The following is a 21,284-nucleotide window of genomic DNA, read 5'->3' on the forward strand; positions in this document are numbered from 1 at the left end:
CAGCATGTGCGATCGCCCCATTCCTGCCGCGCACGGCTGGGACGTTGATCCATGTCCAGTTCGCCGAGCGCTGCCTACAGTTCCTCGACATACGGACGGCGGTGCGGCCGCGCCGACGCGAGGGCGCACCCGCCGATCACCCGCGGTGCACAGGAGGAACGGTGGCGACCAGTCGACTTGCAGGCTTCAAGGACCGCGCCGTCGCTCAGCGACGGGCCTTGGTGGCGGCGCACGCGGGCGCGGACGAGGGCGACCTGGCCGTGTTCGACCCCAGCGCCGGGTTGGGGCTGGAGCAGGCCGAGCACATGATCGAGAACGTGGTGGGCGTGCTGGGCATCCCGCTGGGCGTGGCGACCAACTTCACGGTCAACGGCCGCGACGTGCTGGTGCCCATGGCCACCGAGGAGCCGTCGGTGGTCGCCGCGGCCAGCAACGCCGCCCGGATCGCCCGGGTGCGCGGCGGCTTCACCACCTCGTCCACCGACCCGCTCATGCAGGCCCAGGTGCAGGTCGTGGACACCGCTGACCCCGAGGCGGCGCGGCTGCGGCTGCTGGAGGCGCGGCACGAGCTGATCGCGCTGGCGAACCAGCAGGACCCGCGGCTGGTCGAGTTCGGCGGCGGGGTCCGCGACCTGGTGGTGCGGCTGGTGGACTCCCGCGTGCAGCGCTACGTCGTCGCGCACCTGGTGGTGGACGTGCGCGACGCGATGGGGGCGAACGCGGTCAACACCATGGCCGAGGCGGTCGCCGACCGCGCCGGGCAGATCGCGGGTGGGCGGCCGCTGCTGCGGATCCTGACCAACAAGGCCGACCTGCGGTTGGCCCGGGCGCGGGCCGTCTTCGACGCCGAGTCCCTGGGCGGCGCCGACGTGGTGGCCGACATGGTCCACGCCGCGGCGCTGGCCGAGGCCGACCCGTACCGGGCGGCGACCCACAACAAGGGCATCATGAACGGCATCACCGCGGTGGTGCTCGCGACCGGCAACGACACCCGCGCCGTGGAGGCCGGGGCGCACTCGCACGCCATCAGCGAGCAGGGGCGCTACACGGCGTTGTCCCGGTTCGAGCGGGACACCGAGGGCAACCTGGTCGGCAGCCTCGAACTGCCGATGGCCGTGGGCTTGGTCGGCGGTGCCACCAAGGTCCACCCAGTGGCGCAGCGGGCGGTGCAGGTCCTCGGCGTGTCCACCGCCGCCGAGCTGGCGGAGATCATCACCGCGGTCGGTCTGGCGCAGAACTTCGCCGCGCTGCGGGCACTGGCGACCGAGGGCATCCAGCGCGGCCACATGTCGCTGCACGCCCGCAACGTCGCGGTCGCCGCGGGGGCGTCCGAGGACGAGCTGGCGGCGGTCGTCGCCCGCCTGGTCGGGGACAGGGCGGTCCGCGTTGACCACGCCGAGGCGGTCCTCGCCGAGCTGCGCGCGGAGGCCGGGCGATGAGCAGCCGCGAACCGGAGTACGTGCAGGTCTGGGGTGACGCGGTCAACCCGAGGCACCTGTGGTCCTCGGTCCTGCTCGGTGCCGCGTCGGGGTTGGGTGCGCTGCTTGCGGCCGGTGCCGTCCTGCGGGGCACCTCGGTCAGCCCGGAACTGCAGGACGGGTACGCGCTGCTGGCGGGACTGCTCGGCTGCATCGTCGCTGCTGTGGTGTGCGCGAAGCTGTTCCCGCCCAAGCGCACCGTGCGCGAGCACGCGCTCTCGCCCGACGAGCACCAGGCCGCGATTCAGGAGATCGTGGCGGCCAACGGCCGGGGGTCCACCGGCGCGCTGTCGCCGCACGCGGCACGCGAACTGCGCTCGGTCGGCCTGCACGACGCATTCGCCCAGGCGGAACGGCGGGAGGTCGGGCCATGATCCTCCACGACGTCCTGGTGGCCCTGAGCGCAGGACTGGTCGGCGCGGTGGTCTTCTCCGCCATCGGGATGGTCTCCGGCACGGACGAGACGGCAACCCTGGCGCCGCTGACCCTGCTGGTCGTGATGCTCGGCGTCCCGCCGGTCGGGGTGTTCACCTTCTTCATCGCGGGCGCGGTCTCCAAGCACATGACCCACGCCATCCCGACCACGCTGCTGGGCATCCCCGGCGACACCACCGCGGTGCCGCTGCTGCCGGAGGCGAACCTGCTCCGCAGGCTGGGGATCCCGCACATCGCGCTGCGCAAGGCGATCTCCGGCGCGATCCTGTCGGCGTTCATCGCGGTGCCGGTGGCGGTCGGGCTCGCCGCGGTGCTGGCCCCGCTGGGCACTCACATCACCGCTGCCGCGCCGTACGTGTTCGTCGTCGCCGCGCTGCTGATCAGCTACTTCTCGCCGGGGCGCTGGACGAGCACCGCCTGCATCGTGCCGTTCGTGCTGCTGGTGACCGCGGTCAACGCGCTGTCGAAGGACGTGATCGGGGAGACGCTGAGCATCAGCTTCTTCCTCGGCATCGCCGTCGGCCCGCTGATCGCCGACCTGCTCCAGCTCGGCTCCCGCACCGGGCGCGCGTCGCTGCCCCGCACCGGACGCAAGGAGTTCTGGCTGGCCCCGGAGGTCAAGGACTGGAGTGGCTACCTGCCGAACCCGGTGAAGGTGCTCAGCCCGAAGCAGCTCGCGCTCACCTCGGCCGCGGCCGGGGTCAGCTCGACGACCTTCGTGTTCAGCCCGGTGGCCACCACGGTGCTGGCCGGGGAGATCACCGGTTCCCGCGTCAAGCACGTCTACGAGCGGCTGACCTCGGTCCTCGCGGTCAAGAACGGCACCACGGAGTCGACCTACCTGGCCGAGACGCTGATCCCGCTGGTCGCCTTCGGCCTGCCGCTGAGCCCGGTCGCGGCGGGCCCGGCGGCACCGCTGTTCAACGCCCCGCCGGTGTACGGCGTCGACGAGGCGACGGGGCAGGTGAGCAACCTGCACACGATGATGTCGACCTGGCAGTTCCTGGTCTTCGGCCTGGTCGGGGTGGCGCTGGCGGCGGTGGTCGCCTACCCGCTGAGCATGAACTTCGCCCGCTCGGCGAGCCTGTGGGTGATGCGCAAGGTCAGCCACGAGGCCCTCATCGGTGCCTTCGCCGGTCTGATCGTGGTGATCTCCTGGTACGAGGGCGGCCCGTTCGGCGTGGCGGCGACGCTGCTGATCGCGACGTTCGCGGGCGTGGCGAACCGCCTGTTCGGTATGAACGCGGGAGTCCAGTTCATGGCCTACTACGTCGCGGTCCTGTTCGTCCCCACGGTCATCAGCGTGGTCTGACCCTCCACTTGTGACGGTCGTGGTGCTGCCCGCCGCCGCTTCCCGCATCGAACGACAACGGAGCGTCCTGCTGCTCGCGGCCCGCGACCTCCACGGAGATCGCGGGCCGTTCGCGTGTCCGTCGACGGCGGTGCTACGGTTTGGGCAAACGCCTTGGGCAAGTGCCCAAATCAAGGAGGAGGTCGGCATGGGGCCGAAGTCGGCGGAACGCGGGAGGGAGGTGCGCGAGCGGCTGCTGGTCGCCGCGGTGGAGCTGATCGCCGAACGCGGGTGGGGCGGGGTCAGCACGCGGACGGTGGCCGAACGGGCCGGGGTGGGCGCCGGGTTGGTGCACTACCACTTCGGCTCCGTCCAGGAACTGCTGTCCGCCGCGGCCGTGGCGGCGATGCGCGAGGTCGGCGGGTCCCTCGAATCGCTGTTGGAACAGGTGGAGGACCCGGCGGACGCGCTGCGGCTCATGGTGTCCTCCCTGGACGACTACACCGGCGACGACGCCGTCTCGATGGTGTTCACCGAGGCCTACCTCGCGGCCACCCGCGATGCGCAGCTGCGCGACCAGGTCGCCGAGGTGATGGCGGAGTTCCGGGCGCGGCTGGCCGGGTGGCTCGGCGCGCGCGGGGTGGCCGAACCGGAGGCGACGGCGGCAGTGGTGGGGGCGTCGATCGACGGCCTGGTGATGCAGCGCGCGCTGGACCCGGCGTTGACCTCCGAGGTCGTGCTCCCGGTCCTGGTCCGGATGGTCCAGACCCCGGGGGGTGCGCGGTGGAGGTCGTGATCTGTGGAGCTGGGATCGCCGGGCTGGCGCTGGCGCACCGGCTCTCCGAGCTGGGCGCGGACGTGGTGGTGCTGGAGAAGGCCCCCGGCCCGCGCACCCAGGGGTACATGATCGACTTCTTCGGACCGGGCTACGACGCCGCCGAGGAGATGGGCGTGCTGCCCCGGCTGCTCGAAGTCGGCTACCGCGTCGACGAGGCGCGGTTCGTCGACCAGTCCGGGCGCCGCCGGGCACGGCTGGACTTCGACCAGTTCGGCCGCAGCATGGGGCAGCGGTTGGTGAGCATCATGCGCCCGGACCTGGAGTCGGTGCTGCGGGAGAGCTTGCCGGAGGACGTGGACCTGCGCTTCGGCGCCAGTCCCGCGCACATCGAGGACGGCTCCGACGGGGTGCGCGTGACGCTGGCTGACGGCCAGGAGCTGCACGCCGACCTGCTCGTCGGTGCCGACGGGATCCACTCGGCGGTGCGCCGGATGGTGTTCGGGCCGGAGTCGGACCACCTGCGCCACCTCGGGTTCCACACGGCGGCCTTCACCTTCGAGGACTCGCGGCTGCACGCCGAGGTCGGGAACCGGTTCCACCTCACCGACACTCTCGACCGCCAGATGGGGCTGTACGGGATGCGCAACGGCCGCCTCGCGGTCTTCGCCGTGCACCGCGCCGCCGACCCCACCCTGCCCGCGGACCCGCGGCAGGCGCTGCTGGCGGAGTACGGCTCGCTCGGCTGGGTGGTGCCGACCGTGCTGGCGAAGTGCCCGCCGGGCGAGGAGATCTACTACGACCAGGTCGCGCAGGTCGAGGTGCCGCGCTGGCACCGCGGCCGCGTGGTGCTGGTCGGCGACGCGTGCTGCGCGGTGTCGCTGGTGGCGGGGCAGGGCGCTTCGCTCGGCATCGCGGGCGCCTACGTGCTCGCCGAGCAGCTGCGCGCCGGTGCGGTGGAAGCCGGGCTGGAGCGCTACGAGCAGCTGTGGCGGCCAGTGGTCGAGGAGAAGCAGCGGGTCGCGCGGCGGGGCGTGCGCTGGTTCCTGCCGCGGACCCGCGCCGAGCAGCAGCTCCGGCGCACCATGCTGGCGCTGGCCCGGGTTCCTGGGTTGGACCGTTTCGTCGCCACCGGGTTGGTCGGCAAGCACAGCACGCTCATCGGAGAACTCCGCAACAATGGTGGGAGGGACCACGCATGGCGTTGACCGACCGGAAACCGCGCGGCCTGCTGCGAATCCTGCTGCGGGCGCCGATCCACCTCTACCGCGCGCGCCTGGGCTGGCTGGTAGGACACCGGTTCGTCTACCTCGCGCACCGCGGCCGCAAGACCGGGGCCCGGCGCGAGGTGGTCGTCGAAGTCGTGCGCCACGACCCGGACGTGCCCGAGGTCGTCGTGGTGGCCGCGTGGGGCAAGAACCCCGACTGGTACCGCAACATCCAAGCGGCACCGGCCATCGAAGTGCGGCTGGGCAGCCAGCGGTGGCCCGCACCCGAGCAGCGCTTCCTCGACGCCGCGGAGGTGCAGCGGCTGCTCCTGGACTACCAGCAGGCACACCCGCGCGCGTGGAAGCGCCTGGCGCCGCTGCTGGGGTTCCCGGCGGACCCGGCCGACGAGCGCTGGCCGGAGGTCGCCGCGCGCACGCGGGCGATCGCGTTCCGGCCGAGACGCTGAGCCCCCGGGCCAGCGCTGGGACCAGGGGTCGACCGGCGTGTTGCGGGGACTCGGCATCCGCAGCACTGTGGTTTGGCGACCGACCCCGTGCCGGGCGGGCGGACAGGCCCGCTTCGGACGACGCCGCGGGGAGGAGGGGGGATCGGGGTGGAGGCTGCCACCGTGGTGCCCGGCAGGCCGGAGCTGTCGGCGGTCACCGGGCGGCCCGATCCCGTTCCAGCGCCCGGCGAACTGCTCGTGCGGGGACTGCTGGTGGGGTGCTGCCGCATCGACCGCGACGTCGTCGAGCAGGGGCGCGGTGTCCTGCCGCCGGGGCAGGACCGCATGGTCCTCTTCCACGAATCCGTCGGCCAGGTGGTCCACGCCCCGGCCATCAGCGGGTTCCACAGCGGTGACCACGTGGTCGGTGTCGTCCGGCGCCCGGACCCGCTGCCGTGCGAGGCCTGCGCCGCCGGGCAGTGGGACTTCTGCCTCAACGGCCGGTACACCGAGTGCGGCATCCGGGGGCTGGACGGCTTCGGCGCGCAGCTGTGGACGGTCGAGCCCCGGTTCGCGATCCGGGTGGGTGTCGCGCTCGGCGACCTGGGCGTGCTGACCGAGCCCGCGTCGGTGGTGGCCAAGGCCTGGGAGCAGGTCGACATGATCGGTCGGCGCGCCTACTTCGCCCCGCACCGGGCGCTGGTGACCCGGGCGGGCTCGATAGGCCTGCTCGCCGCGCTGCTGGGTGTCCAGCGCGGCTTGGAGGTGCACGTGCTCGACGAGGTGGTGGAAGGGCGGCGGCCCGACCTGGTCCGCGCGCTGGGCGCCACCTACCACACCTCGCTGGACGACCTGCGCTGCGAACCGGACATCGTGATCGAGACGACCGGGTCCGGCGCGCTCGTGTTCGAGGTCCTGCAGCACACCGCGCGCAACGCCATCACCGTGTTGACCGGTCTCGCGGGCCACCGCCGCACCCTGCCCTTCCCCGTCGGGCAGGTGATCGACAACGAACTGCTGCTGGACAACGACGTCATCGTGAGCAGCGTGAACGCGAACCTGCGCCACTACGACCAGGCGGTGCGGGCGTTGTCCGCCGCCGACCGCGGCTGGTTGGAGTCCTTGATCAGCCGCCGGGTCCCGCTGCGGAACTGGACCGAGGCCCTCGCCACCGGGCCGGGCGAGGTGAAGGTCGTCGTGGACCTCGAGGACTGACTGGGCAGCATTGGTTGACCAATGCCTTGACAGCTGCGGTTCCGGGTCCTTACGGTGCCTGCATTAGTCGGACCAATCCGGGTCGCGGCTGGTGAGGAGGCAGTGCGGATGGGCGTCGACCTCTCGTTCCTGGTGCAGCGGCTCGCCGAGCAGGCCACGCCGGAGGCCGCGACCGGTCGGCTGCGGCTGCCCACCGAGCGGGAGCTGGTGGCCGCGCTCGACATCAGCCGCGGCGCGCTGCGCGAGGAGCTCGCCACCCTGGAGCTGCTCGGGTTCGTCGAGCGGACCCAGGGGCGCGGGTCCTACCTGCGGGTCCCGGACGCCACCTTCATCCGGCTGTACTTCGACCTGTCCCGCCAGCTCGGCCAGCTCGGCACCGGCGAGTTCCGCTCGGCGCGGGAGATGATCGAGCTGTCGGTGGCCGAGTCGGCCGCCCGGTTGGCCACCGCCGACGACGTGGACGAGCTGCGCCGCCTGGTCGACGAGATGGTGCAGGCCAGCTCGGCGGGCGACGACGCCCGCGCGCTGGAAGCCGACCTGGAGTTCCACCGCACGCTGTTCCTGATCGTGGACAACCCGATCTTCGGGCTGCTGCAGGACGGGTTGAGCCATGCCCTGCGCACCGAGGTCGTCGAGCGGCGGCGGCTGGCGGTGGAGCGGTTGCCGGTCGAACCCGGGCAGTCCCGGGTCGTGGACACCGTGCACTACGGGATCGTCGAAGCAGTCGCCGAACGCGACGCCGAGGGCGCCCGCCTCGCCATGCGCCGCCACTTCGAGGTCTGGTCCACATTGGCCGCGGAGCGCTGACCACCCGACCCCACAACGGTTTTCCCAATTCCAGCCCAGCCGGTCCCGCGCTGGGCGCGATCCGTGCTGCCCGCACGGATGGAGCGGAGGACGACGATGTCTGACCACGCAACCGCCTTCGTCGGCGTCGGTGCGATCGGCCTGCCGATGGCGCAGCGGCTGGTGGCCGCGGGCCACCCGACGACCGGTGTCGACGCGCTGCCCGCCGCCGTCGAGCGCGCGACCGCGGCCGGGGTGCCCTCGGTCGCGGACCTCGCCGAGGTGCCGGACGCCTCGGTCGTCGTGGTCATGGTGGCCACGCCGGAGCAGCTCGGGGCGCTCGTGACGAGCGCGCTCGCCGGAGCGGTGGACGGCCAGCGCTGGATCGTGATGAGCACGGTCGGGCCCGACGCGGTCCGCGAGCAGGGCGCGCGGCTGGTCGAAGCCGGTGCGGTCGTCGTGGACTCGCCCGTCACCGGGGGAGTGGCGCGGGCGCGCACCGGTGAGCTGACGCTGTTCACCGCGGGCGCCAGCGACGATGTCGAGGCCGTGCGCGATGTCCTGGAGTGCTTCGGCGCGGTCCGGGAGGTCGGGGAGCGCCTGGGGGACGGGCAGGCGATCAAGGTCGTCAACCAGCACCTGTGCTCGGTGCACATCGTGGCCGCCGCGGAAGCGCTCGCGCTCGCCGACCGGCTCGGGCTTGATCCGCAGGCGGTGCTGTCCATGGTGGAGCAGGGCGCCGCCGCGTCCTGGATGCTCTCCGACCGCGGACCGCGGATGCTGCGGGGCACCGACGTAGAGGTCACCAGCTCGATCGGCATCTTCGTAAAGGACTCCGGGCTGGTCGCCGGAGCCGCCCGCCAGGTCGGCGCCGAGACGCCGCTGCTGGACACCGCCCGCGACCGGTACCAGCGGGCCGCGGACGCCGGGCTGGTCCGGCGCGACGACTCCCGCGTGATCGAGACCTACCGCTGACCAGCCCCACGACTGCGAGGAGTGCAGCCATGTCCGACGCGTCCGGGGCCACTCGGGACAACCCGGCGAAGGTCTCCTTCGCCTCGATGATCGGCACCGCCGTGGAGAGCTACGACTTCTTCATCTACGGCACCGCTTCCGCCGCCTACTTCGGCACCGCGTTCTTCCACTCCGGCAGTGCGATCCTGGGCGTGCTCGCCTCGTTCGCCACGCTCGCCGTCGGCTTCCTGTTCCGCCCGCTCGGCGGCTACCTCGCCGGGCACTACGGTGACCGGCTCGGTCGCAAGCGGGTCCTGATGTGGTCGCTGACCGTGATGGGCGCGGCCACCGTGCTCGTCGGGGTGCTGCCGACCCACGCGCAGGTCGGGGTCCTGGCCCCGGTGCTGCTGATCCTGCTGCGCATCGTGCAGGGCATCGGGTTCGGCGCGGAGTGGAGCGGTGCGGTCCTGATGGCCGTGGAGCACGCGCCGGAGCGCAAGCGCGGTTTCTTCGGCGCAGTGCCGCAGATCGGCATCCCGGCTGGTCTGCTGCTGGCCAACGGCGCCTTCCTGCTGTCCGAGGCGCTGTTCACCGGCGACTGGGTGTGGCGGGCGCCGTTCCTGGCCTCCGTCGTGATGGTGGCCGCGGGCATGTACATCCGGAACCGGGTGGGCGAGTCGCCGGAGTTCGCCAAGGTCAAGTCGGCGGGTGCCATCCGCAAGACCCCGGCGCTCGACGTGCTGCGCCGCGACTGGCGGATCGTCGTGCGGATCATGGCGCTGCGGCTGGCCGAGACCGGCGGGTACTACGTGACGACCAGCTTCATGCTGTCCTACGTCGTGCTGGCCTCGCTCACCGACAAGCAGAACGTGCTGCTGGGCACCATCGTCGGGTCGGCGCTGGGCCTGGTGAGCCACCTGCTGTTCGGTGCGCTGTCGGACCGGATCGGCCGAAAACCGGTGTTCCTGATCGGCTCGACCTTCACGATCGCCTTCGGGTTCCCGATGTTCTTCCTGGTCAACACCGGCATCGGCATCGCGGCCGTGGTCGCCGTCGCGCTCGGGCTGCTGTTCAGCCACGACCCGATCTTCGCCGTCGAGGCCTCCTGGTTCGCCGAGCAGTTCCCCAGCGAGGTCCGCTCGTCCGGCATCTCGCTCGGCTACAACGGCGCCTCGGTGATCGCAGGCCTGCTGCCGTTCCTGGCCACCGCGCTCTTCGGCGTCATGGGGTGGGTCGGTCCGGCGCTGCTGTTCGTGGCACTGGGCATCATCTCGACCTCCGCCGCCCGCTTCTGCGCCGAAACCGCCCCGGCGCGCACCGGTTCGACCGCGGCGCGCCCCACCGACCACGTCCGTTCGGCGTGAACGCGGAAGTCAGGAGGACAACGCACGATGACCGCTGTCGATCAGCGCACGCGCACCGAGGTGGTGCGGGAGGCCGCCTACCGGATGCGCCACCACATCCTGGACATGGGTGAGGTCCAGGGGCAGGGCTACGTCGGGCAGGCGCTCGGGGTGGCGGACGTGCTCGCCGCTACCTACCTGGACCAGCTGCGGTTCCGCGCCGACGACCCGTACTGGGCGGAGCGCGACCGGTTCCTGCTCTCCACCGGGCACTACGCCATCGCCCTCTACGCCGCGCTCGCCGAGGCCGGGACCATCCCGGTCGAGGAGCTGGAGACCTACGGCTCGGACGGCTCGCGGCTGCCGATGTCGGGCATGGCCTCCTACACGCCGGGGATGGAGATCTCCGGGGGCTCGCTGGGCCACGGGCTGACCGTGGCGGTCGGCATGGCGCTGGGCCTGCGGTTGCGGGGTTCGCAGGCCCGCGTCATCAACTTCCTTTCCGACGGCGAGCTCGACGAGGGCTCGACGTGGGAGGCGGCGATGGGCGCCGCGCACCACCGGCTGGGGCGGCTCACCGCGCTGGTCGACATGAACGCGCTGCAAGCCGACGGCAGGACCGAGTCGGTGCTGAGCATCGAACCGGCCGAGGAGAAGTGGGCCGCCGCGGGCTGGTTCACCCAGCGCGTCGACGGCAACGACGTCGACGCGCTGCTGGCGGCCTTCGACGCGATCGCCGAGCGGTCCGCCGACTCCGGGCAGCCCTCGGTGATCCTCTGCGACACGCGGATCGGCCGGGGTGTTGCGCTGCTGGAAGCCCGGGAGAAGGCGCACTTCATGCGCATCGACGCCGACGAGTGGGAACTGTGCCGCCAGCAGCTGGCGGCCGGACGAGGAGGGGAAGCCCGATGACGACCAGCACCAGGCCCAAGCGGCTCACCACCTCGGCGATGATCGCCTCGTTCGCCGACCCCGGGCAGCGGACCACCAGCGCGCCGTTCGGGCACGCCCTGGCCGCGCTCGCCGAGACCGACCAGCGCGTCGTCGGGCTCACCGCGGACCTCGGCAAGTACACCGACATGCACGTCTTCGCCGGGGCGCACCCCGACCGGTTCTTCCAAATGGGGATGGCCGAGCAGCTGCTGTTCGGCGCTGCGGCGGGATTGGCCGAGGTCGGACTGGTGCCGTTCGCCTCCACCTACAGCGTGTTCGCCGCCCGCCGGGCCTACGACTTCCTGTGCCTGGACATCGCCGAACCCGGCCTCAACGTCAACATCGTCGGCGGCCTGCCCGGCCTCACCACCGGCTACGGGCCGAGCCACCAGGCGACCGAGGACATCGCGATCTTCCGCGGCATGCCGAACCTGACGATCGTCGACCCGTGCGACTCGGTGGACATCGAGCAGGCGGTGCCGCAGCTGGCGGCCAGCGACGGACCGACCTACCTGCGCCTGCTGCGCGGCAAGGTGCCGACGGTCCTCGACGAGTACGACTACACCTTCCGCCTCGGCGAGGCAGCGGTGCTGCGCGGCGGGCGGGACGTCGTGCTCATCTCCAGCGGTCTCATGACCATGCGGGCGTTGCAGGCGGCCGAGGAGCTGGCCACCCACAACGTCGACGCCGCCGTGGTGCACACTCCGACGATCAAACCGTTCGACGCGGAGACCGTGCTGGCCGAGGTCGACACCGACCGGCTGGCGGTGACGTTGGAGAACCACACGGTGGTCGGTGGCCTCTTCGAGACGGTGGCCGCGGCCGCAGTCCGCGCCGGGCTCTCCCGCCGAGTGGTCCCGATCGGCCTACCGGACGAGTTCCTCGCCGCCGGAGCCCTACCAACCCTCCACGACCGCTACGGCCTCTCCCGCGACAAGATCGTGCAACGCACCCTCACCGAACTGTCCACCTGACCCAACCCAGGGCCCCTCGGCCCCACCCGACGCGACCCCAATGGGGATCAGGCACCCGATCTCCATTGGGATCGCGTACCCCTGAGTTCCCAGGAACCCGGATCAGGGTGAGGTCCTTCGCCCGGTGCGGGGGTTCTGATGCGATGTCCATCGAACTGGTCGAAGTCGCCCTGACGCACCACCGGCATGTCGGGCCCCGACGCGCCGCAAGCCCGCAGTTTCAATTGAAACTGCGCCCGTCCCCACTCACCCGACGGTACAGTTTCAGTTGAAACTGTGAATCATCCAGCGACTCGCCTGAGGGTTCCCGGTCCGATTTCATTGAACTGATCTCGGTGAACCCACCCCGACGCACCGCCGGCGCGTCGGGCCCCCGACACGCCGGTGATGCGCAGTTTCAATTGAAACTGCGCCCGTCCTCCACGCGGATTCGAGGTTTCAATTGAAACTGCGGGCTTGTCACCCTGGTCTACAGTTTCAACTGAAACTGTGATCCGATATCGTCATCCGGGGTTGCGGTTCCAAGTTGGAATCGCGCCAGGCGGTGCCGCGACGGCGAGGAGCGCTCGCGGCTCAGCGTGACCAGCTGGCGATCGCCTCGTGGCCCTGGGGGATGGCGAGGTCGAGGAGGCCGGGGAAGCGGGCGTCGAGGTCGTCGCGGCGGAGTCGGTTCAGCCGCCGGGTTCCCTCGTCGCGCTGGTGGATCACGCCCGCTTCGCGCAGGACCTTGAAGTGCCCGCTCTGCGTGGACTTGCTGACCGGGAGCTCGAAGGTCGCGCAGGCGAGTTCGCCGTCGGGCTCGACGTCGGCCAGGCGCGCGACGATGGCCAGTCGCACCGGGTCGCTCAGCGCGCCGGCGACGGCGGTGAACTCCAGGTCCGCCCGAGCGGGGTGCACGAGCTCGGTCGCGGTTCGGCTTGCCATGCCCTCACCCTACCAAGTCATGTTCGGCATCTCCGAACATCTGCTATGTTCGAAAAACCCGAACATGACTGGAGGGGGCCGGATGAAGACCGAGGAACGGGACTGCCCTGCTCAGGCGAGCCCGGCGGGGGCGTGGTGCTTCTGGGGCGTGGCGTACGCACTGCTGGTGCTGCTGACCGGGACGAACCTGCCAACACCGCTGTACCAGGGCTAAGAGGAGCGCTTCGGCTTCTCGCCCCTGGTCGTCACGCTGATCTTCGCCGCGTACGTGGCGGTGCTGATCCCGTCGCTGCTGGTGGCGGGCCCGCTGTCCGACGCGGTCGGGCGACGCCGGGTGCTGTTGCCCGCCGGGGCAGCAGCGGCGCTGGGTTCGCTGGGGTTCGCGCTCGCGGCGGGCACCGGGTGGTTGTTCGCCGCCCGCATCTTCCAGGGGCTCGCCGTTGGGCTGGCGGCCGGTCCGCTGACCGAACTGGAACCCGCTGGCAACCACCGCAAAGCGGCTCTGGTGTCCACTGTGATGTCCGTGGGTGGCCTGGGGCTCGGTCCGGTGCTGGCGGGGGCGCTCGCCCAGTACGCACCGGCGCCGCACGTGCTCCCGTTCGTCCTCGAGATCGTGCTGCTCCTCCCGGCGGCGCTCGCCATCTGGACGCTGCCCGACAGGCGCACGGCGCGGTGGCGGCCACGCCGCCCCGCGGTTCCCGTCGCGATGCGTTCGCTGTTCGCGACCAGCGGGACGGCCAACTTCCTCGCGTTCGCTGTGATTGGCCTGTTCCTCGCGCTGGTGCCCACCTACGTCGCTGAGCTCACCGGCAGCGCGAACCTGCTGCTCGGCGGAGGATCCGTGGCGCTGATGCTGGCGTTCTCGGTGGTGGTCCAGCTCGTCGCCTACGGCAAGCAGCCGCACGCCCTGCAGCGCGCAGGACTCCCGGTGCTCGCTGTTGGTCTGGGTTTGCTCGCTCTCGCGGGAGTCGTGTCCTCGCTGACCCTGCTGCTGGTCGCGACGGCGCTCGCCGGTACTGGCCAGGGCCTGGTGTTTCTGGGTGGCCTCACCGCGATCAACCACGCCGCACCCGCGGACCGCCGCGCCGAAGTCCTGTCCAGCTTCTACGTGGTGGTCTACAGCGGAGTCGGCCTACCCGTCATCGGAGTAGGACTCCTCGCCGCCCAGATCGGCCTCGTCCCCGCAGTGCGCTACTTCGCCGCAGCCGCCGCCCTGCTCTGCCTGCTCGTCCTACCGGCGCTGCGCCGCAGGACATGTCCACAAAGGACTAAGGCGAGGGGTTGAGCGTTAGGTAGGGGTGTCGAGGGTGCGGGAGAGGGCGTGGGCTTCGTGGAGGAGGAGGGCGCCGAGTTCTGGTTGGCGGTCTGGGCGGAAGCGGGGTTCGATGCCGGTCAGGGTCAGGGCCCACGCCGGGTGGCCCTCGCGGTCGAAGACAGCCGCCGCCATGCCCCAGCTGCCCTCGACGATCAGGCCGGGGTTGACGGAGTAGCCGTCGCGGCGGGTGCGGGCGATCCGCTCCCGGATCGCCTCGGGGGAGTGCGCTTGGCCCCAGCGGCTCGTCAGGTCGGTGTTCGCCAGGTAGGCGTCGATCTCCGCGTCGTCGAGGAAGGCGAGGACCACCAGGCCCGCGGAGACGACGCCGAGCGGGAACCGGGCCCCCTCGTACAGCACGAACGAGCGGATCGGGAAGTCGCCGTCCTCGCGCAGCAGGCACACCGTCTCGGTGCCTCGCAGCGCCGAGAAGAAGGCGCTCTCGCCGGTCTTGGCGGCCAGCCGGTGCACGCTCTCGCGGGCGTGGTGCGTCACGTCGTAGCGGGTGCCCGCAGTCTGGCCCAGCAGGTACAGCTCCGGGCCGAGGAACCAACGGCCGGTGCGGCGGTCACGGTCGACGAACCCCTCCTCGGCCAGCGAGCTGAGCAGGCGGTGCACGGTCGGTCGCGGCAGGTCGGTCGCCCGGGCGAGGTCGCTGGTGGCCGCCCCCGTCTCGTTGGTGGCCGACAGCGCCCGGAGCACAGCGCCGACCCGGCCGACCAGGTGGGCGTTCGAGCTGGGGCCCATGCCCCCAGCCTAGCGTTCACTGAGTGGACGCGTCGAGCTGATCTCGATCGTGGATCGAACGATTCGTCGCCATTTCTTGCGGTGGGAGCGGGTACCGCTCTTTACTGCTGGCTGTTCGTTCAGCGGACCGATGGAGAGGTGATCAGGTGTCCAAGCTGCGCTCGAGTGCGGCAGAGGCGCTGGCCGGGGTGCTCGAAGACGGGATGACGATCGCCGTCGGCGGCTTCGGCCTGTGTGGCAATCCGAACGACCTCATCGAGGTCGTCCGTGACAGCGGGGTCACCGGGCTGACCGTGGTGTCCAACAACATGGGCGTGGACGGCAAGGGGCTCGGGCTGCTGCTGGAGAACCAGCAGGTCGCCAAGGTGATCGCCTCCTACGTGGGGGAGAACAAGCTCTTCGCCGAGCAGTACCTGGACGGGACGCTGACCGTCGAGTTCGCCCCGCAGGGCACGCTGTCGGAGCGGATGCGCGCCGGAGGCGCCGGGATCGCCGCCTTCTACACCCGGGCCGGTGTCGGGACCCCGGTCGCGGAGGGCAAGCCGCTGGCGGAGTTCGACGGCAAGACCTACGTGCAGGAGCGGGCGATCGTCGCCGACGTGGCGCTGGTGCGCGCCTGCACCGCCGACCCGGCGGGCAACCTCGTCTACCGGTCCAGCGCGCGCAACTTCAACCCGGTCGTGGCGACCTGCGGGAAGGTGACGGCGGTCGAGGTCGAGAACCTCAGCGAGGAGTACCTGGACCCCGAGCACGTGGTGACCCCGGGCATCTACGTGGACCGGCTGGTCCAGGCCCGGCCCCGGGTCAAGGACATCGAGAAGCGCACCACGCGCCCGCGCGACTGACCCCGCCACCCTGCGAAGGAGCAACCATGACCTGGACCCGTGACGACATGGCGGCGATCGCGGCCGCCGAACTCCGCGACGGCGACTACGTCAACCTCGGCATCGGCATCCCCACGCTGGTCGCCAACCACATCCCGGACGGCGTGCGGGTGACCCTGCAGAGTGAGAACGGCATCCTGGGCTTGGGGCCGTTCCCGTACGAGGGCGAGGAGGACGCCGACCTCATCAACGCCGGCAAGCAGACGGTCACCGTCAACCCCGGTGCCAGCTACTTCGACTCGGCGGCGTCCTTCGCGATGATGCGCGGCGGGCGCATCGACATCGCGGTCCTGGGTGCCCTGCAGGTCGCCGCGAACGGCGACCTGGCGAACTGGACGATCCCGGGCGCCCTGGTCAAGGGCATGGGCGGGGCGATGGACCTGGTCGTCGGGGCCCGCCGGATCGTGGTGATCACCGACCACGTCGCCAAGGACGGCACCCCGAAGATCGTCGAGGAGTGCACGTTGCCGCTGACCGGCGCGGGCGTGGTCAACCGGATCATCACGAACCTGGCGGTCCTGGACGTGACCGAGGACGGCCTGCAGCTGGTCGCCCTCGCACCGGGCGTCACCGAGGCCGAGGTCCGGGAGAAGACCGGCGCCCCGATCCAGCAACCCGTCCCGGCGAACTGACCCAGTCCTCTGTGGACGGACCAGGGTCCGGGCGCCAGTCCTCCCAAGCCTGGGGCCGATCGGGATCACGCGAAGTTCAGTGGAACCCAGACCACTGACTCCCATCGAGGTGATCCCAGTGAATCGCCCCGACGCGCCACCGGTGTGTCAGGTACCCGACACACCGGTGGTGCGCAGTTTCCATTGAAACTGCGCCCGTTCCCCACTCGCGTTCGAGGTTTCAATTGAAACTGCGACCCGTCACCCCTGGGTACAGTTTCAATTGAAACTGTAGGTTCCCGTTCGGCGGGGGCGGTTGGGGGTGTGGTGGTGCCTCGGTGGGTGAGGTGGAGTGGAGTGCGAATTCCCGTGAAATCGCGGGGAGTGGGGCCCAGGTTGGAGACCGGTGGACCGCGCTGGTCCGTCCTGGCGGGCATCTGGCAGGCTTCGGAGCACGGTGCAGGCGACGGCGAAGAGGTGCGGTGTGCGGGCGTACGGGTTCTCCGAAGGGGGTGGTCCGGAGCAGGAGACCTTCCTCGACGTTCCGGTGCCCGATCCCGGACCGGGTGAGCTGCTGGTGCGGGTGCGCGCGGCGGGGGTGAACCCGGGGGACTGGCGGCTGCGCGAAGGCACCTACGGCGTTGCCGGGCCCGCGGTCCTGGGCCGCGAGGTCGCCGGGACGGTCACGGCTGTTGGCCCCGGGGTGACCGGGTTCTCGGTTGGTGACGAGGTGTTCGGCGGGTGCCCGGGCATGGTCGGCGGTTGGGCCGAGCAGGCGCTGGTCACCGCGTCCTTCGCCGCGCACCGACCGGCTGGGCTGACGCCGGAGGCGGCCGCGGTGCTGCCGGTCGCTGCTGGCACCGCGCGCGACGCGCTGGAGGACCTCGGTCTGCGCGCAGGCGCGACGTTGCTGGTCAACGGTGCCGGTGGGGGCGTCGGGATCCCCGTCGTGCAGCTCGCGCGGGCCAGGGGGATCGCGGTGGTGGGCGTGGCGAGCCCGGCCAAGCACGAGCTCGTCGCCGGGTGGGGCGCGACCCCGGTGGCTTACGGCGACGGTGTCCTCGACAGGGTCCGCGCTGCCGCGCCGGCTGGCGTCGACGCCGTCTTCGACATGGTCGGCGGTGCGGCGCTGCGCACCGTGGCCGAGCTGGTCGAGGACCGGTCGATGCTGCTGTCGATCGCCGACAAACCGCTGGTCGCCGAGCTCGGTGGCCGGACGGTCGAGCGGGACCGCAGCACCGCCGTGCTCGACGAGCTGGCGCGACTGGTCGTCTCCGGGGACCTGGACCCGTGCGTCAGGCAGGTCCGTCCGCTGGACGAAGCCGGTGCGGCACTGGCCGAGGTGGAGCGCGGGCACGTGGTCGGCAAGATCGTCCTGGTTCCCTGAGCAAAAGACGAACGCCGCCCGGGCGGGCATGATCGAATACCGGCATGACAGAGGTACCGTTCTTCCACGACGTCCCACCAGTGCGGCGCGTCCGTGACGAGGTCATGGACGTCCACCTGCCCAACGACCCGGCGACCGGCCCCCGCCCCGCGGTGATCTTCGTGCACGGCGGCCCGGTTCCCGAGGACATGGAGCCCCGGCCGCGCGACTGGGAGGGGTTCATCGGCTACGGCGCCCTCGTCGCGGCGTCCGGGCTGGTCGGGGTCACCTTCAACCACCGCCTGTACTCGGACGAGCTCTACCCGGAGGCCGCTGAGGACGTCGCCGCGGTGGTCGAGCGGACCCGGGCGCTCGACGAGGTCGACGGCGACCGCATCGCGCTGTGGTGCTTCTCCGGCGGCGGGCCGATTGCGGCTTCGTGGCTGCGCACCGCGCCGTCCTGGCTCCGCGCGATCGGGTTCACCTACCCGGTGCTCGCCCCGCCGCCGGACTGGCCCGGGGACGCGCCGCGGTTCAACGCCGTCGAAGCGGTGTCCGAGCACCCCGAGCTGCCCAAGCTGCTGGTGCGGGTCAGCGACGAGTTCGAGTTCTTCGTGCCCACCCAGGACGCCTTCGTCAAGGCCGCCCGCGACGCCGGTGCGGACCTAGAGGTCATCGAGATCGAGGGCGCGGCCCACGGCTTCGAGGGTCACGGCGCCAACCCGGATGCCCGCGCAGCGGTCGACCAGGCGGTGGGCTGGTTCGTCGGCAAGCTGGGCGACTGACGGCTACGGCTCGGGTTCGTCGGGTGTGTCGAGCGGAGCTCGGTGCGCCCGCAACGAGCCCGGGTGTGCTTTCGCCGACGGGTCGCGGCGGGTCTTGATCAGGCTGGCCACGGTCACCACCGCCAGCACCGCGATGATCACGACCAGGCTGATCGTGGTGGGGATTTCGGGCACCCGCTCGTCGATGTCGACGTGCACCCAGTGCAGGATCAGCTTCGCGCCGATGAACAGCAGGATCAGCGACAGCCCGGCCGAGAGGTAGACCAACCGCTCGAGCAGGCCCTTGACCAGGAAGAACAGCGCGCGCAGGCCGAGCAGCGCGAAGGCGTTGGCGGTGAAGACGATGTAGGGCTCGGCGGTGATGCCGAAGACCGCCGGGATGGAGTCCAGCGCGAACAGCAGGTCCACGCTGCCGATCGCGATGAGCACGATGACCATCGGCGTGACCACCCGCCGCCCGTCGACGCGCGCGACCATCTTGCCCTCGACGTAGTCCCCGGACACCGGCAGGATCCGCCGCGCCACGTTGACCACCGCGTTGTTCTCCACGTCGGGGTCCTCGTCGCGGTGCCGGAACAGCTGCACCGCGGTGTAGATGAGCAGCAGCCCGAAGACGAGGAACATGAAGGAGAACAACGACAGCAGGGCCGCGCCGACCGCGATGAAGATGCCGCGCATGACCAGCGCGAGCACGATCCCGAAGGTCAGCACCTTGTGCTGGTGCTCCTCCGGGACGGCGAAGGTGGTCATGATGATGACGAAGACGAACAGGTTGTCGACCGACAAGCTCTTCTCGACGATGTAACCGGCGAAGTACTCGGTCCCGAACTGCCCGCCGTACTGCATCGAGAACCACACGCCGAACAGCACCGCCACCACCACGTACGCCACCGACCACGCACTGGCCTCGGCGAAACCAACCCGGTGCGGGCGAAGCGCGGCCAGCACCAGGTCGACGGCCAGCAACACGATGATCAGCGCAACGGTGAGAACCCAGGTCAGCGCGGTGATGTCGAGCACGGCCCCTCCGCTGGCGTTGTTGATCTGTCGGCGATCAGGGTAAGCACGGCCACCGCGCGCCGCTCGGCGACGCGGTGGCCGCAGGCTACCTGATCAACGTCGATTTGTCCGGTTCGCTGTGATCTGTCCTTTGCGGGCCGGTGTGCCGGTCGGGTGCTGCGGTCAGGGCGAGGCCGGTGAGCAGCTGGAGGGCGGCGAGCGCCAGCGGGATCACCAGCGGCGCGGTCCACGACGCGCCACCGAGGAGTGGCGCCCCACCTGGCTCAGATCGTGGCGAGCTGGCCCAACCCGGCGCCCAGCGCGGTCAGCGGTCCCACCGGAACAGCAGCGCGGAGACGGTGGTGCCGAGCACCGCGGTCACCGCGAGGCTGACCAGGCTCGCCGTCGCGACGGCCTGCCCGGCCCACGCCGCGGCCAGGGCATCGACGCTCGCGCCGAACGGCAGCACCCGGCCGATCTGCGCCACGGTCTCGCCGAGCCCGCCCGCTCCGCCGAACAGGCCACCGAGCGCCCCCAGCGCGAAGAAGAGGACGAGACCGACCGCGACGGAGGAGTTCGGCGTCGGCGCGACCGAGGCGACCACCATGCCCAGCGCGTACATCGCTGCGACCGACAGCGCGAGCACGCCGAGCGCGACGCCCAGGTTCCGCGGTGGCTGCGCGCCGAAAGCCAGCACGGCGATGCCGAGGGCCGCAGCGATGCCGAGCAGCACCTGGGCGAGGCTGACGACGACCTGCGCGACGAGCACCATCAGCGGTGATGCCGGGGTGACGGCGAGCCTGCGCAGGACGCCGGTCTTGCGGTAGGTCGCCAGGAAGCTCGGCATGTTGATCAGGCCGAGCATCGCCACGACGATGGTGAGCACCAGCGGCAGCACGAACGCTTCGAGCGCGGTGAGCCCGGCCCCGACCTCCTCGCCACCGGCCCCGGCGGCGTTCATGATCAGGATCAGCAGCGGCATGCCCAGCGGCACGATCAGCCCGGCGGTGTCCCGCACGACCATCTTCAGCTCGCTGCGGATCAGCAGCGTCCAGGCCCGCGGCCCGACCCGGTGCGTAGTCATGCCACGTCCTCCTGCTCCTCGACGCGGTGGCCGGTCAGCGCCACGAACGCCTCTTCGAGACTGCTCGTCCCCGACTTCGCGACCAGCTCGGCGGGAGTGCCGAGCGCGAGCAGTCGTCCGGCTTCCAGCAGCGCGACCCGGTCGCAGAGCTCCTCCACCTCGTCCATCGCGTGGCTGACCAGGAGCACCGACTCCTCGCGCAGCGAGGCGATGGAAGCCCAGATGCGGCGTCTGGCCCGCGGATCCAGCCCGGTGGTCAGCTCGTCGAGGATGACCACCTCCGGCCGTCCGGCCAGGGCCAGGGCGATGGACAGCCGCTGCTGCTGTCCGCCGGAGAGCCGCTCGAACCGGGTGCCGCGCTTGGCGGTGAGCTCGACCATCTCCAGGAGCTCGCCCGCCGGGCGGGGATCCGGGTAGAAGCTGCGGTACAGCTCGACGAGCTCGGCGACGGTGAGCGAATCGTGCAGCCGGGCCTCCTGGAGCTGCACGCCGAGCAGGTGCCGGACGGCGCGGCGGTCGCGCCGCGGGTCCAGACCCAGCACCCGGACCCGCCCACCGTCCGGGGCGCGCAACCCGGCGATCATCTCCACCGTGGTGGTCTTGCCCGCGCCGTTGGTGCCGAGGATGCCGAACACCTCGCCGGGCTCGACGGAGAACGAGACGTCCTGGACCGCGACGTTGTCGCGGTAGCGCTTGTGCAGGTGCTCGACGAGCACCGCCGGATTGCCTGTCAT

Annotated in this window: 22 protein-coding genes and 1 pseudogene; 18 read left to right on the forward strand and 5 right to left on the reverse strand. The window is 71.3% G+C overall.

Annotated elements, in window-relative coordinates:
* The first annotated feature begins 161 nt into the window (after positions 1 to 161).
* The 12 genes from ABT324_RS20755 (at position 162) to ABT324_RS20810 (ending at position 11,838) form a co-directional block, all read left to right on the forward strand.
* Positions 162 to 1,439 (forward strand): hydroxymethylglutaryl-CoA reductase, degradative, encoded by a 1,278-nt coding sequence (locus ABT324_RS20755; protein ID WP_351179871.1) that lies wholly within the window; start codon positions 162 to 164, stop codon positions 1,437 to 1,439.
* Positions 1,436 to 1,852 (forward strand): hypothetical protein, encoded by a 417-nt coding sequence (locus ABT324_RS20760; protein WP_351179874.1) that lies wholly within the window; start codon positions 1,436 to 1,438, stop codon positions 1,850 to 1,852. The genes ABT324_RS20755 and ABT324_RS20760 overlap by 4 nt, the downstream gene beginning before the upstream one ends.
* Positions 1,849 to 3,225 (forward strand): tripartite tricarboxylate transporter permease, encoded by a 1,377-nt coding sequence (locus ABT324_RS20765; protein ID WP_351179877.1) that lies wholly within the window; start codon positions 1,849 to 1,851, stop codon positions 3,223 to 3,225. Before ABT324_RS20760 ends, ABT324_RS20765 begins: the two co-directional genes overlap by 4 nt.
* Positions 3,226 to 3,412: 187 nt before the next feature.
* On the forward strand, positions 3,413 to 4,000 hold the full coding sequence (locus tag ABT324_RS20770) for a TetR/AcrR family transcriptional regulator (RefSeq protein ID WP_351179880.1): 588 nt from the start codon (positions 3,413 to 3,415) through the stop codon (positions 3,998 to 4,000).
* Positions 3,988 to 5,187, forward strand: coding sequence for an FAD-dependent oxidoreductase (locus ABT324_RS20775; protein ID WP_351179883.1), 1,200 nt, complete (start codon positions 3,988 to 3,990; stop codon positions 5,185 to 5,187). Before ABT324_RS20770 ends, ABT324_RS20775 begins: the two co-directional genes overlap by 13 nt.
* Positions 5,178 to 5,654, forward strand: a complete 477-nt coding sequence (locus ABT324_RS20780; protein WP_351179886.1) for a nitroreductase family deazaflavin-dependent oxidoreductase — start codon at positions 5,178 to 5,180, stop codon at positions 5,652 to 5,654. The genes ABT324_RS20775 and ABT324_RS20780 overlap by 10 nt, the downstream gene beginning before the upstream one ends.
* Positions 5,655 to 5,801: 147 nt before the next feature.
* The gene (locus ABT324_RS20785; RefSeq protein WP_351179889.1) at positions 5,802 to 6,848 is read left to right on the forward strand and encodes a glucose 1-dehydrogenase; all 1,047 of its coding nucleotides are present in this window, start codon (positions 5,802 to 5,804) and stop codon (positions 6,846 to 6,848) included.
* 108 nt (positions 6,849 to 6,956) lie between these two features.
* Positions 6,957 to 7,655 (forward strand): FadR/GntR family transcriptional regulator, encoded by a 699-nt coding sequence (locus ABT324_RS20790; protein ID WP_351179892.1) that lies wholly within the window; start codon positions 6,957 to 6,959, stop codon positions 7,653 to 7,655.
* Between the two features lie 96 nt (positions 7,656 to 7,751).
* The gene (locus tag ABT324_RS20795; RefSeq protein WP_351179895.1) at positions 7,752 to 8,609 is read left to right on the forward strand and encodes an NAD(P)-dependent oxidoreductase; all 858 of its coding nucleotides are present in this window, start codon (positions 7,752 to 7,754) and stop codon (positions 8,607 to 8,609) included.
* A 29-nt stretch (positions 8,610 to 8,638) separates the two neighbouring features.
* Positions 8,639 to 9,952, forward strand: a complete 1,314-nt coding sequence (locus ABT324_RS20800) for an MFS transporter (RefSeq protein WP_351179898.1) — start codon at positions 8,639 to 8,641, stop codon at positions 9,950 to 9,952.
* Between the two features lie 27 nt (positions 9,953 to 9,979).
* Positions 9,980 to 10,843: a transketolase gene (locus ABT324_RS20805; RefSeq protein ID WP_351179901.1), complete on the forward strand. Its 864-nt coding sequence runs from the start codon at positions 9,980 to 9,982 to the stop codon at positions 10,841 to 10,843.
* Positions 10,840 to 11,838, forward strand: a complete 999-nt coding sequence (locus ABT324_RS20810; protein WP_351179904.1) for a transketolase family protein — start codon at positions 10,840 to 10,842, stop codon at positions 11,836 to 11,838. Before ABT324_RS20805 ends, ABT324_RS20810 begins: the two co-directional genes overlap by 4 nt.
* Positions 11,839 to 12,411: 573 nt before the next feature.
* Here the strand turns inward: ABT324_RS20810 and ABT324_RS20815 are convergent.
* Positions 12,412 to 12,762, reverse strand: coding sequence for an ArsR/SmtB family transcription factor (locus ABT324_RS20815; protein WP_351179907.1), 351 nt, complete (start codon positions 12,760 to 12,762; stop codon positions 12,412 to 12,414).
* Between the two features lie 82 nt (positions 12,763 to 12,844).
* Between ABT324_RS20815 and ABT324_RS20820 the strand changes: the two genes are divergently transcribed.
* Entirely contained in the window at positions 12,845 to 12,976 is a 132-nt protein-coding gene (locus ABT324_RS20820; protein WP_351179910.1) for a hypothetical protein, read from the forward strand.
* Positions 12,977 to 12,994: 18 nt separating this feature from the next.
* A pseudogene (locus ABT324_RS20825) lies at positions 12,995 to 14,047 on the forward strand (MFS transporter); the annotation flags it as partial.
* 3 nt (positions 14,048 to 14,050) lie between these two features.
* On the opposite strand, the gene ABT324_RS20830 reads toward ABT324_RS20825, so the two are convergent.
* Positions 14,051 to 14,821 carry an IclR family transcriptional regulator gene (locus ABT324_RS20830; protein WP_351179913.1) on the reverse strand — a complete coding sequence of 257 codons (771 nt, stop codon included), beginning with the start codon at positions 14,819 to 14,821 and terminating at the stop codon, positions 14,051 to 14,053.
* Positions 14,822 to 14,967: 146 nt separating this feature from the next.
* Here ABT324_RS20830 and ABT324_RS20835 point away from each other — a divergent pair, with 146 nt between their 5' ends.
* From ABT324_RS20835 to ABT324_RS20850, 4 genes are all read left to right on the forward strand, one after another.
* The gene (locus ABT324_RS20835; RefSeq protein WP_351179916.1) at positions 14,968 to 15,666 is read left to right on the forward strand and encodes a CoA transferase subunit A; all 699 of its coding nucleotides are present in this window, start codon (positions 14,968 to 14,970) and stop codon (positions 15,664 to 15,666) included.
* 26 nt (positions 15,667 to 15,692) lie between these two features.
* Positions 15,693 to 16,337, forward strand: a complete 645-nt coding sequence (locus tag ABT324_RS20840) for a CoA transferase subunit B (RefSeq protein ID WP_351179919.1) — start codon at positions 15,693 to 15,695, stop codon at positions 16,335 to 16,337.
* A 463-nt stretch (positions 16,338 to 16,800) separates the two neighbouring features.
* The gene (locus ABT324_RS20845; protein WP_351179922.1) at positions 16,801 to 17,703 is read left to right on the forward strand and encodes an NADP-dependent oxidoreductase; all 903 of its coding nucleotides are present in this window, start codon (positions 16,801 to 16,803) and stop codon (positions 17,701 to 17,703) included.
* Between the two features lie 44 nt (positions 17,704 to 17,747).
* A complete protein-coding gene (locus ABT324_RS20850; protein ID WP_351179925.1) occupies positions 17,748 to 18,467 on the forward strand; it encodes an alpha/beta hydrolase in 720 nt (239 codons plus the stop codon).
* Between the two features lie 3 nt (positions 18,468 to 18,470).
* Here the strand turns inward: ABT324_RS20850 and ABT324_RS20855 are convergent, their stop codons facing one another.
* The 3 genes from ABT324_RS20855 to ABT324_RS20865 all read right to left on the reverse strand — a co-directional run bounded on the left by ABT324_RS20855 (position 18,471) and on the right by ABT324_RS20865 (position 21,284).
* Positions 18,471 to 19,487: a TerC family protein gene (locus tag ABT324_RS20855; protein WP_351179928.1), complete on the reverse strand. Its 1,017-nt coding sequence runs from the start codon at positions 19,485 to 19,487 to the stop codon at positions 18,471 to 18,473.
* A gap of 304 nt (positions 19,488 to 19,791) precedes the next feature.
* Complete coding sequence (locus ABT324_RS20860; RefSeq protein ID WP_351179931.1) at positions 19,792 to 20,550, reverse strand: ABC transporter permease; 759 nt, start codon at positions 20,548 to 20,550, stop codon at positions 19,792 to 19,794.
* Positions 20,547 to 21,284 carry an ABC transporter ATP-binding protein gene (locus ABT324_RS20865; RefSeq protein WP_351179934.1) on the reverse strand — a complete coding sequence of 246 codons (738 nt, stop codon included), beginning with the start codon at positions 21,282 to 21,284 and terminating at the stop codon, positions 20,547 to 20,549. Before ABT324_RS20865 ends, ABT324_RS20860 begins: the two co-directional genes overlap by 4 nt.

It is taken from the genome of Saccharopolyspora sp. NPDC000359 (genome assembly GCF_040300525.1).
Lineage (GTDB): Bacteria > Actinomycetota > Actinomycetes > Mycobacteriales > Pseudonocardiaceae > Saccharopolyspora.

Excerpts from the sequence above, each read along its gene's own strand:
- ABT324_RS20760 (WP_351179874.1), top strand. The coding sequence starts at position 1,436 with ATGAGCAGCCGCGAACCGGAGTACGTGCAGGTCTGGGGTGACGCGGTC.
- ABT324_RS20765 (WP_351179877.1), top strand. The coding sequence starts at position 1,849 with ATGATCCTCCACGACGTCCTGGTGGCCCTGAGCGCAGGACTGGTCGGC.
- ABT324_RS20770 (WP_351179880.1), top strand. The coding sequence starts at position 3,413 with ATGGGGCCGAAGTCGGCGGAACGCGGGAGGGAGGTGCGCGAGCGGCTG.
- ABT324_RS20780 (WP_351179886.1), top strand. The coding sequence starts at position 5,178 with ATGGCGTTGACCGACCGGAAACCGCGCGGCCTGCTGCGAATCCTGCTG.
- ABT324_RS20790 (WP_351179892.1), top strand. The coding sequence starts at position 6,957 with ATGGGCGTCGACCTCTCGTTCCTGGTGCAGCGGCTCGCCGAGCAGGCC.
- ABT324_RS20795 (WP_351179895.1), top strand. The coding sequence starts at position 7,752 with ATGTCTGACCACGCAACCGCCTTCGTCGGCGTCGGTGCGATCGGCCTG.
- ABT324_RS20800 (WP_351179898.1), top strand. The coding sequence starts at position 8,639 with ATGTCCGACGCGTCCGGGGCCACTCGGGACAACCCGGCGAAGGTCTCC.
- ABT324_RS20805 (WP_351179901.1), top strand. The coding sequence starts at position 9,980 with ATGACCGCTGTCGATCAGCGCACGCGCACCGAGGTGGTGCGGGAGGCC.
- ABT324_RS20810 (WP_351179904.1), top strand. The coding sequence starts at position 10,840 with ATGACGACCAGCACCAGGCCCAAGCGGCTCACCACCTCGGCGATGATC.
- ABT324_RS20815 (WP_351179907.1), bottom strand. The coding sequence starts at position 12,762 with ATGGCAAGCCGAACCGCGACCGAGCTCGTGCACCCCGCTCGGGCGGAC.
- ABT324_RS20820 (WP_351179910.1), top strand. The coding sequence starts at position 12,845 with ATGAAGACCGAGGAACGGGACTGCCCTGCTCAGGCGAGCCCGGCGGGG.
- ABT324_RS20830 (WP_351179913.1), bottom strand. The coding sequence starts at position 14,821 with ATGGGCCCCAGCTCGAACGCCCACCTGGTCGGCCGGGTCGGCGCTGTG.
- ABT324_RS20840 (WP_351179919.1), top strand. The coding sequence starts at position 15,693 with ATGACCTGGACCCGTGACGACATGGCGGCGATCGCGGCCGCCGAACTC.
- ABT324_RS20850 (WP_351179925.1), top strand. The coding sequence starts at position 17,748 with ATGACAGAGGTACCGTTCTTCCACGACGTCCCACCAGTGCGGCGCGTC.
- ABT324_RS20860 (WP_351179931.1), bottom strand. The coding sequence starts at position 20,550 with ATGACTACGCACCGGGTCGGGCCGCGGGCCTGGACGCTGCTGATCCGC.
- ABT324_RS20865 (WP_351179934.1), bottom strand. The coding sequence starts at position 21,284 with ATGACAGGCAATCCGGCGGTGCTCGTCGAGCACCTGCACAAGCGCTAC.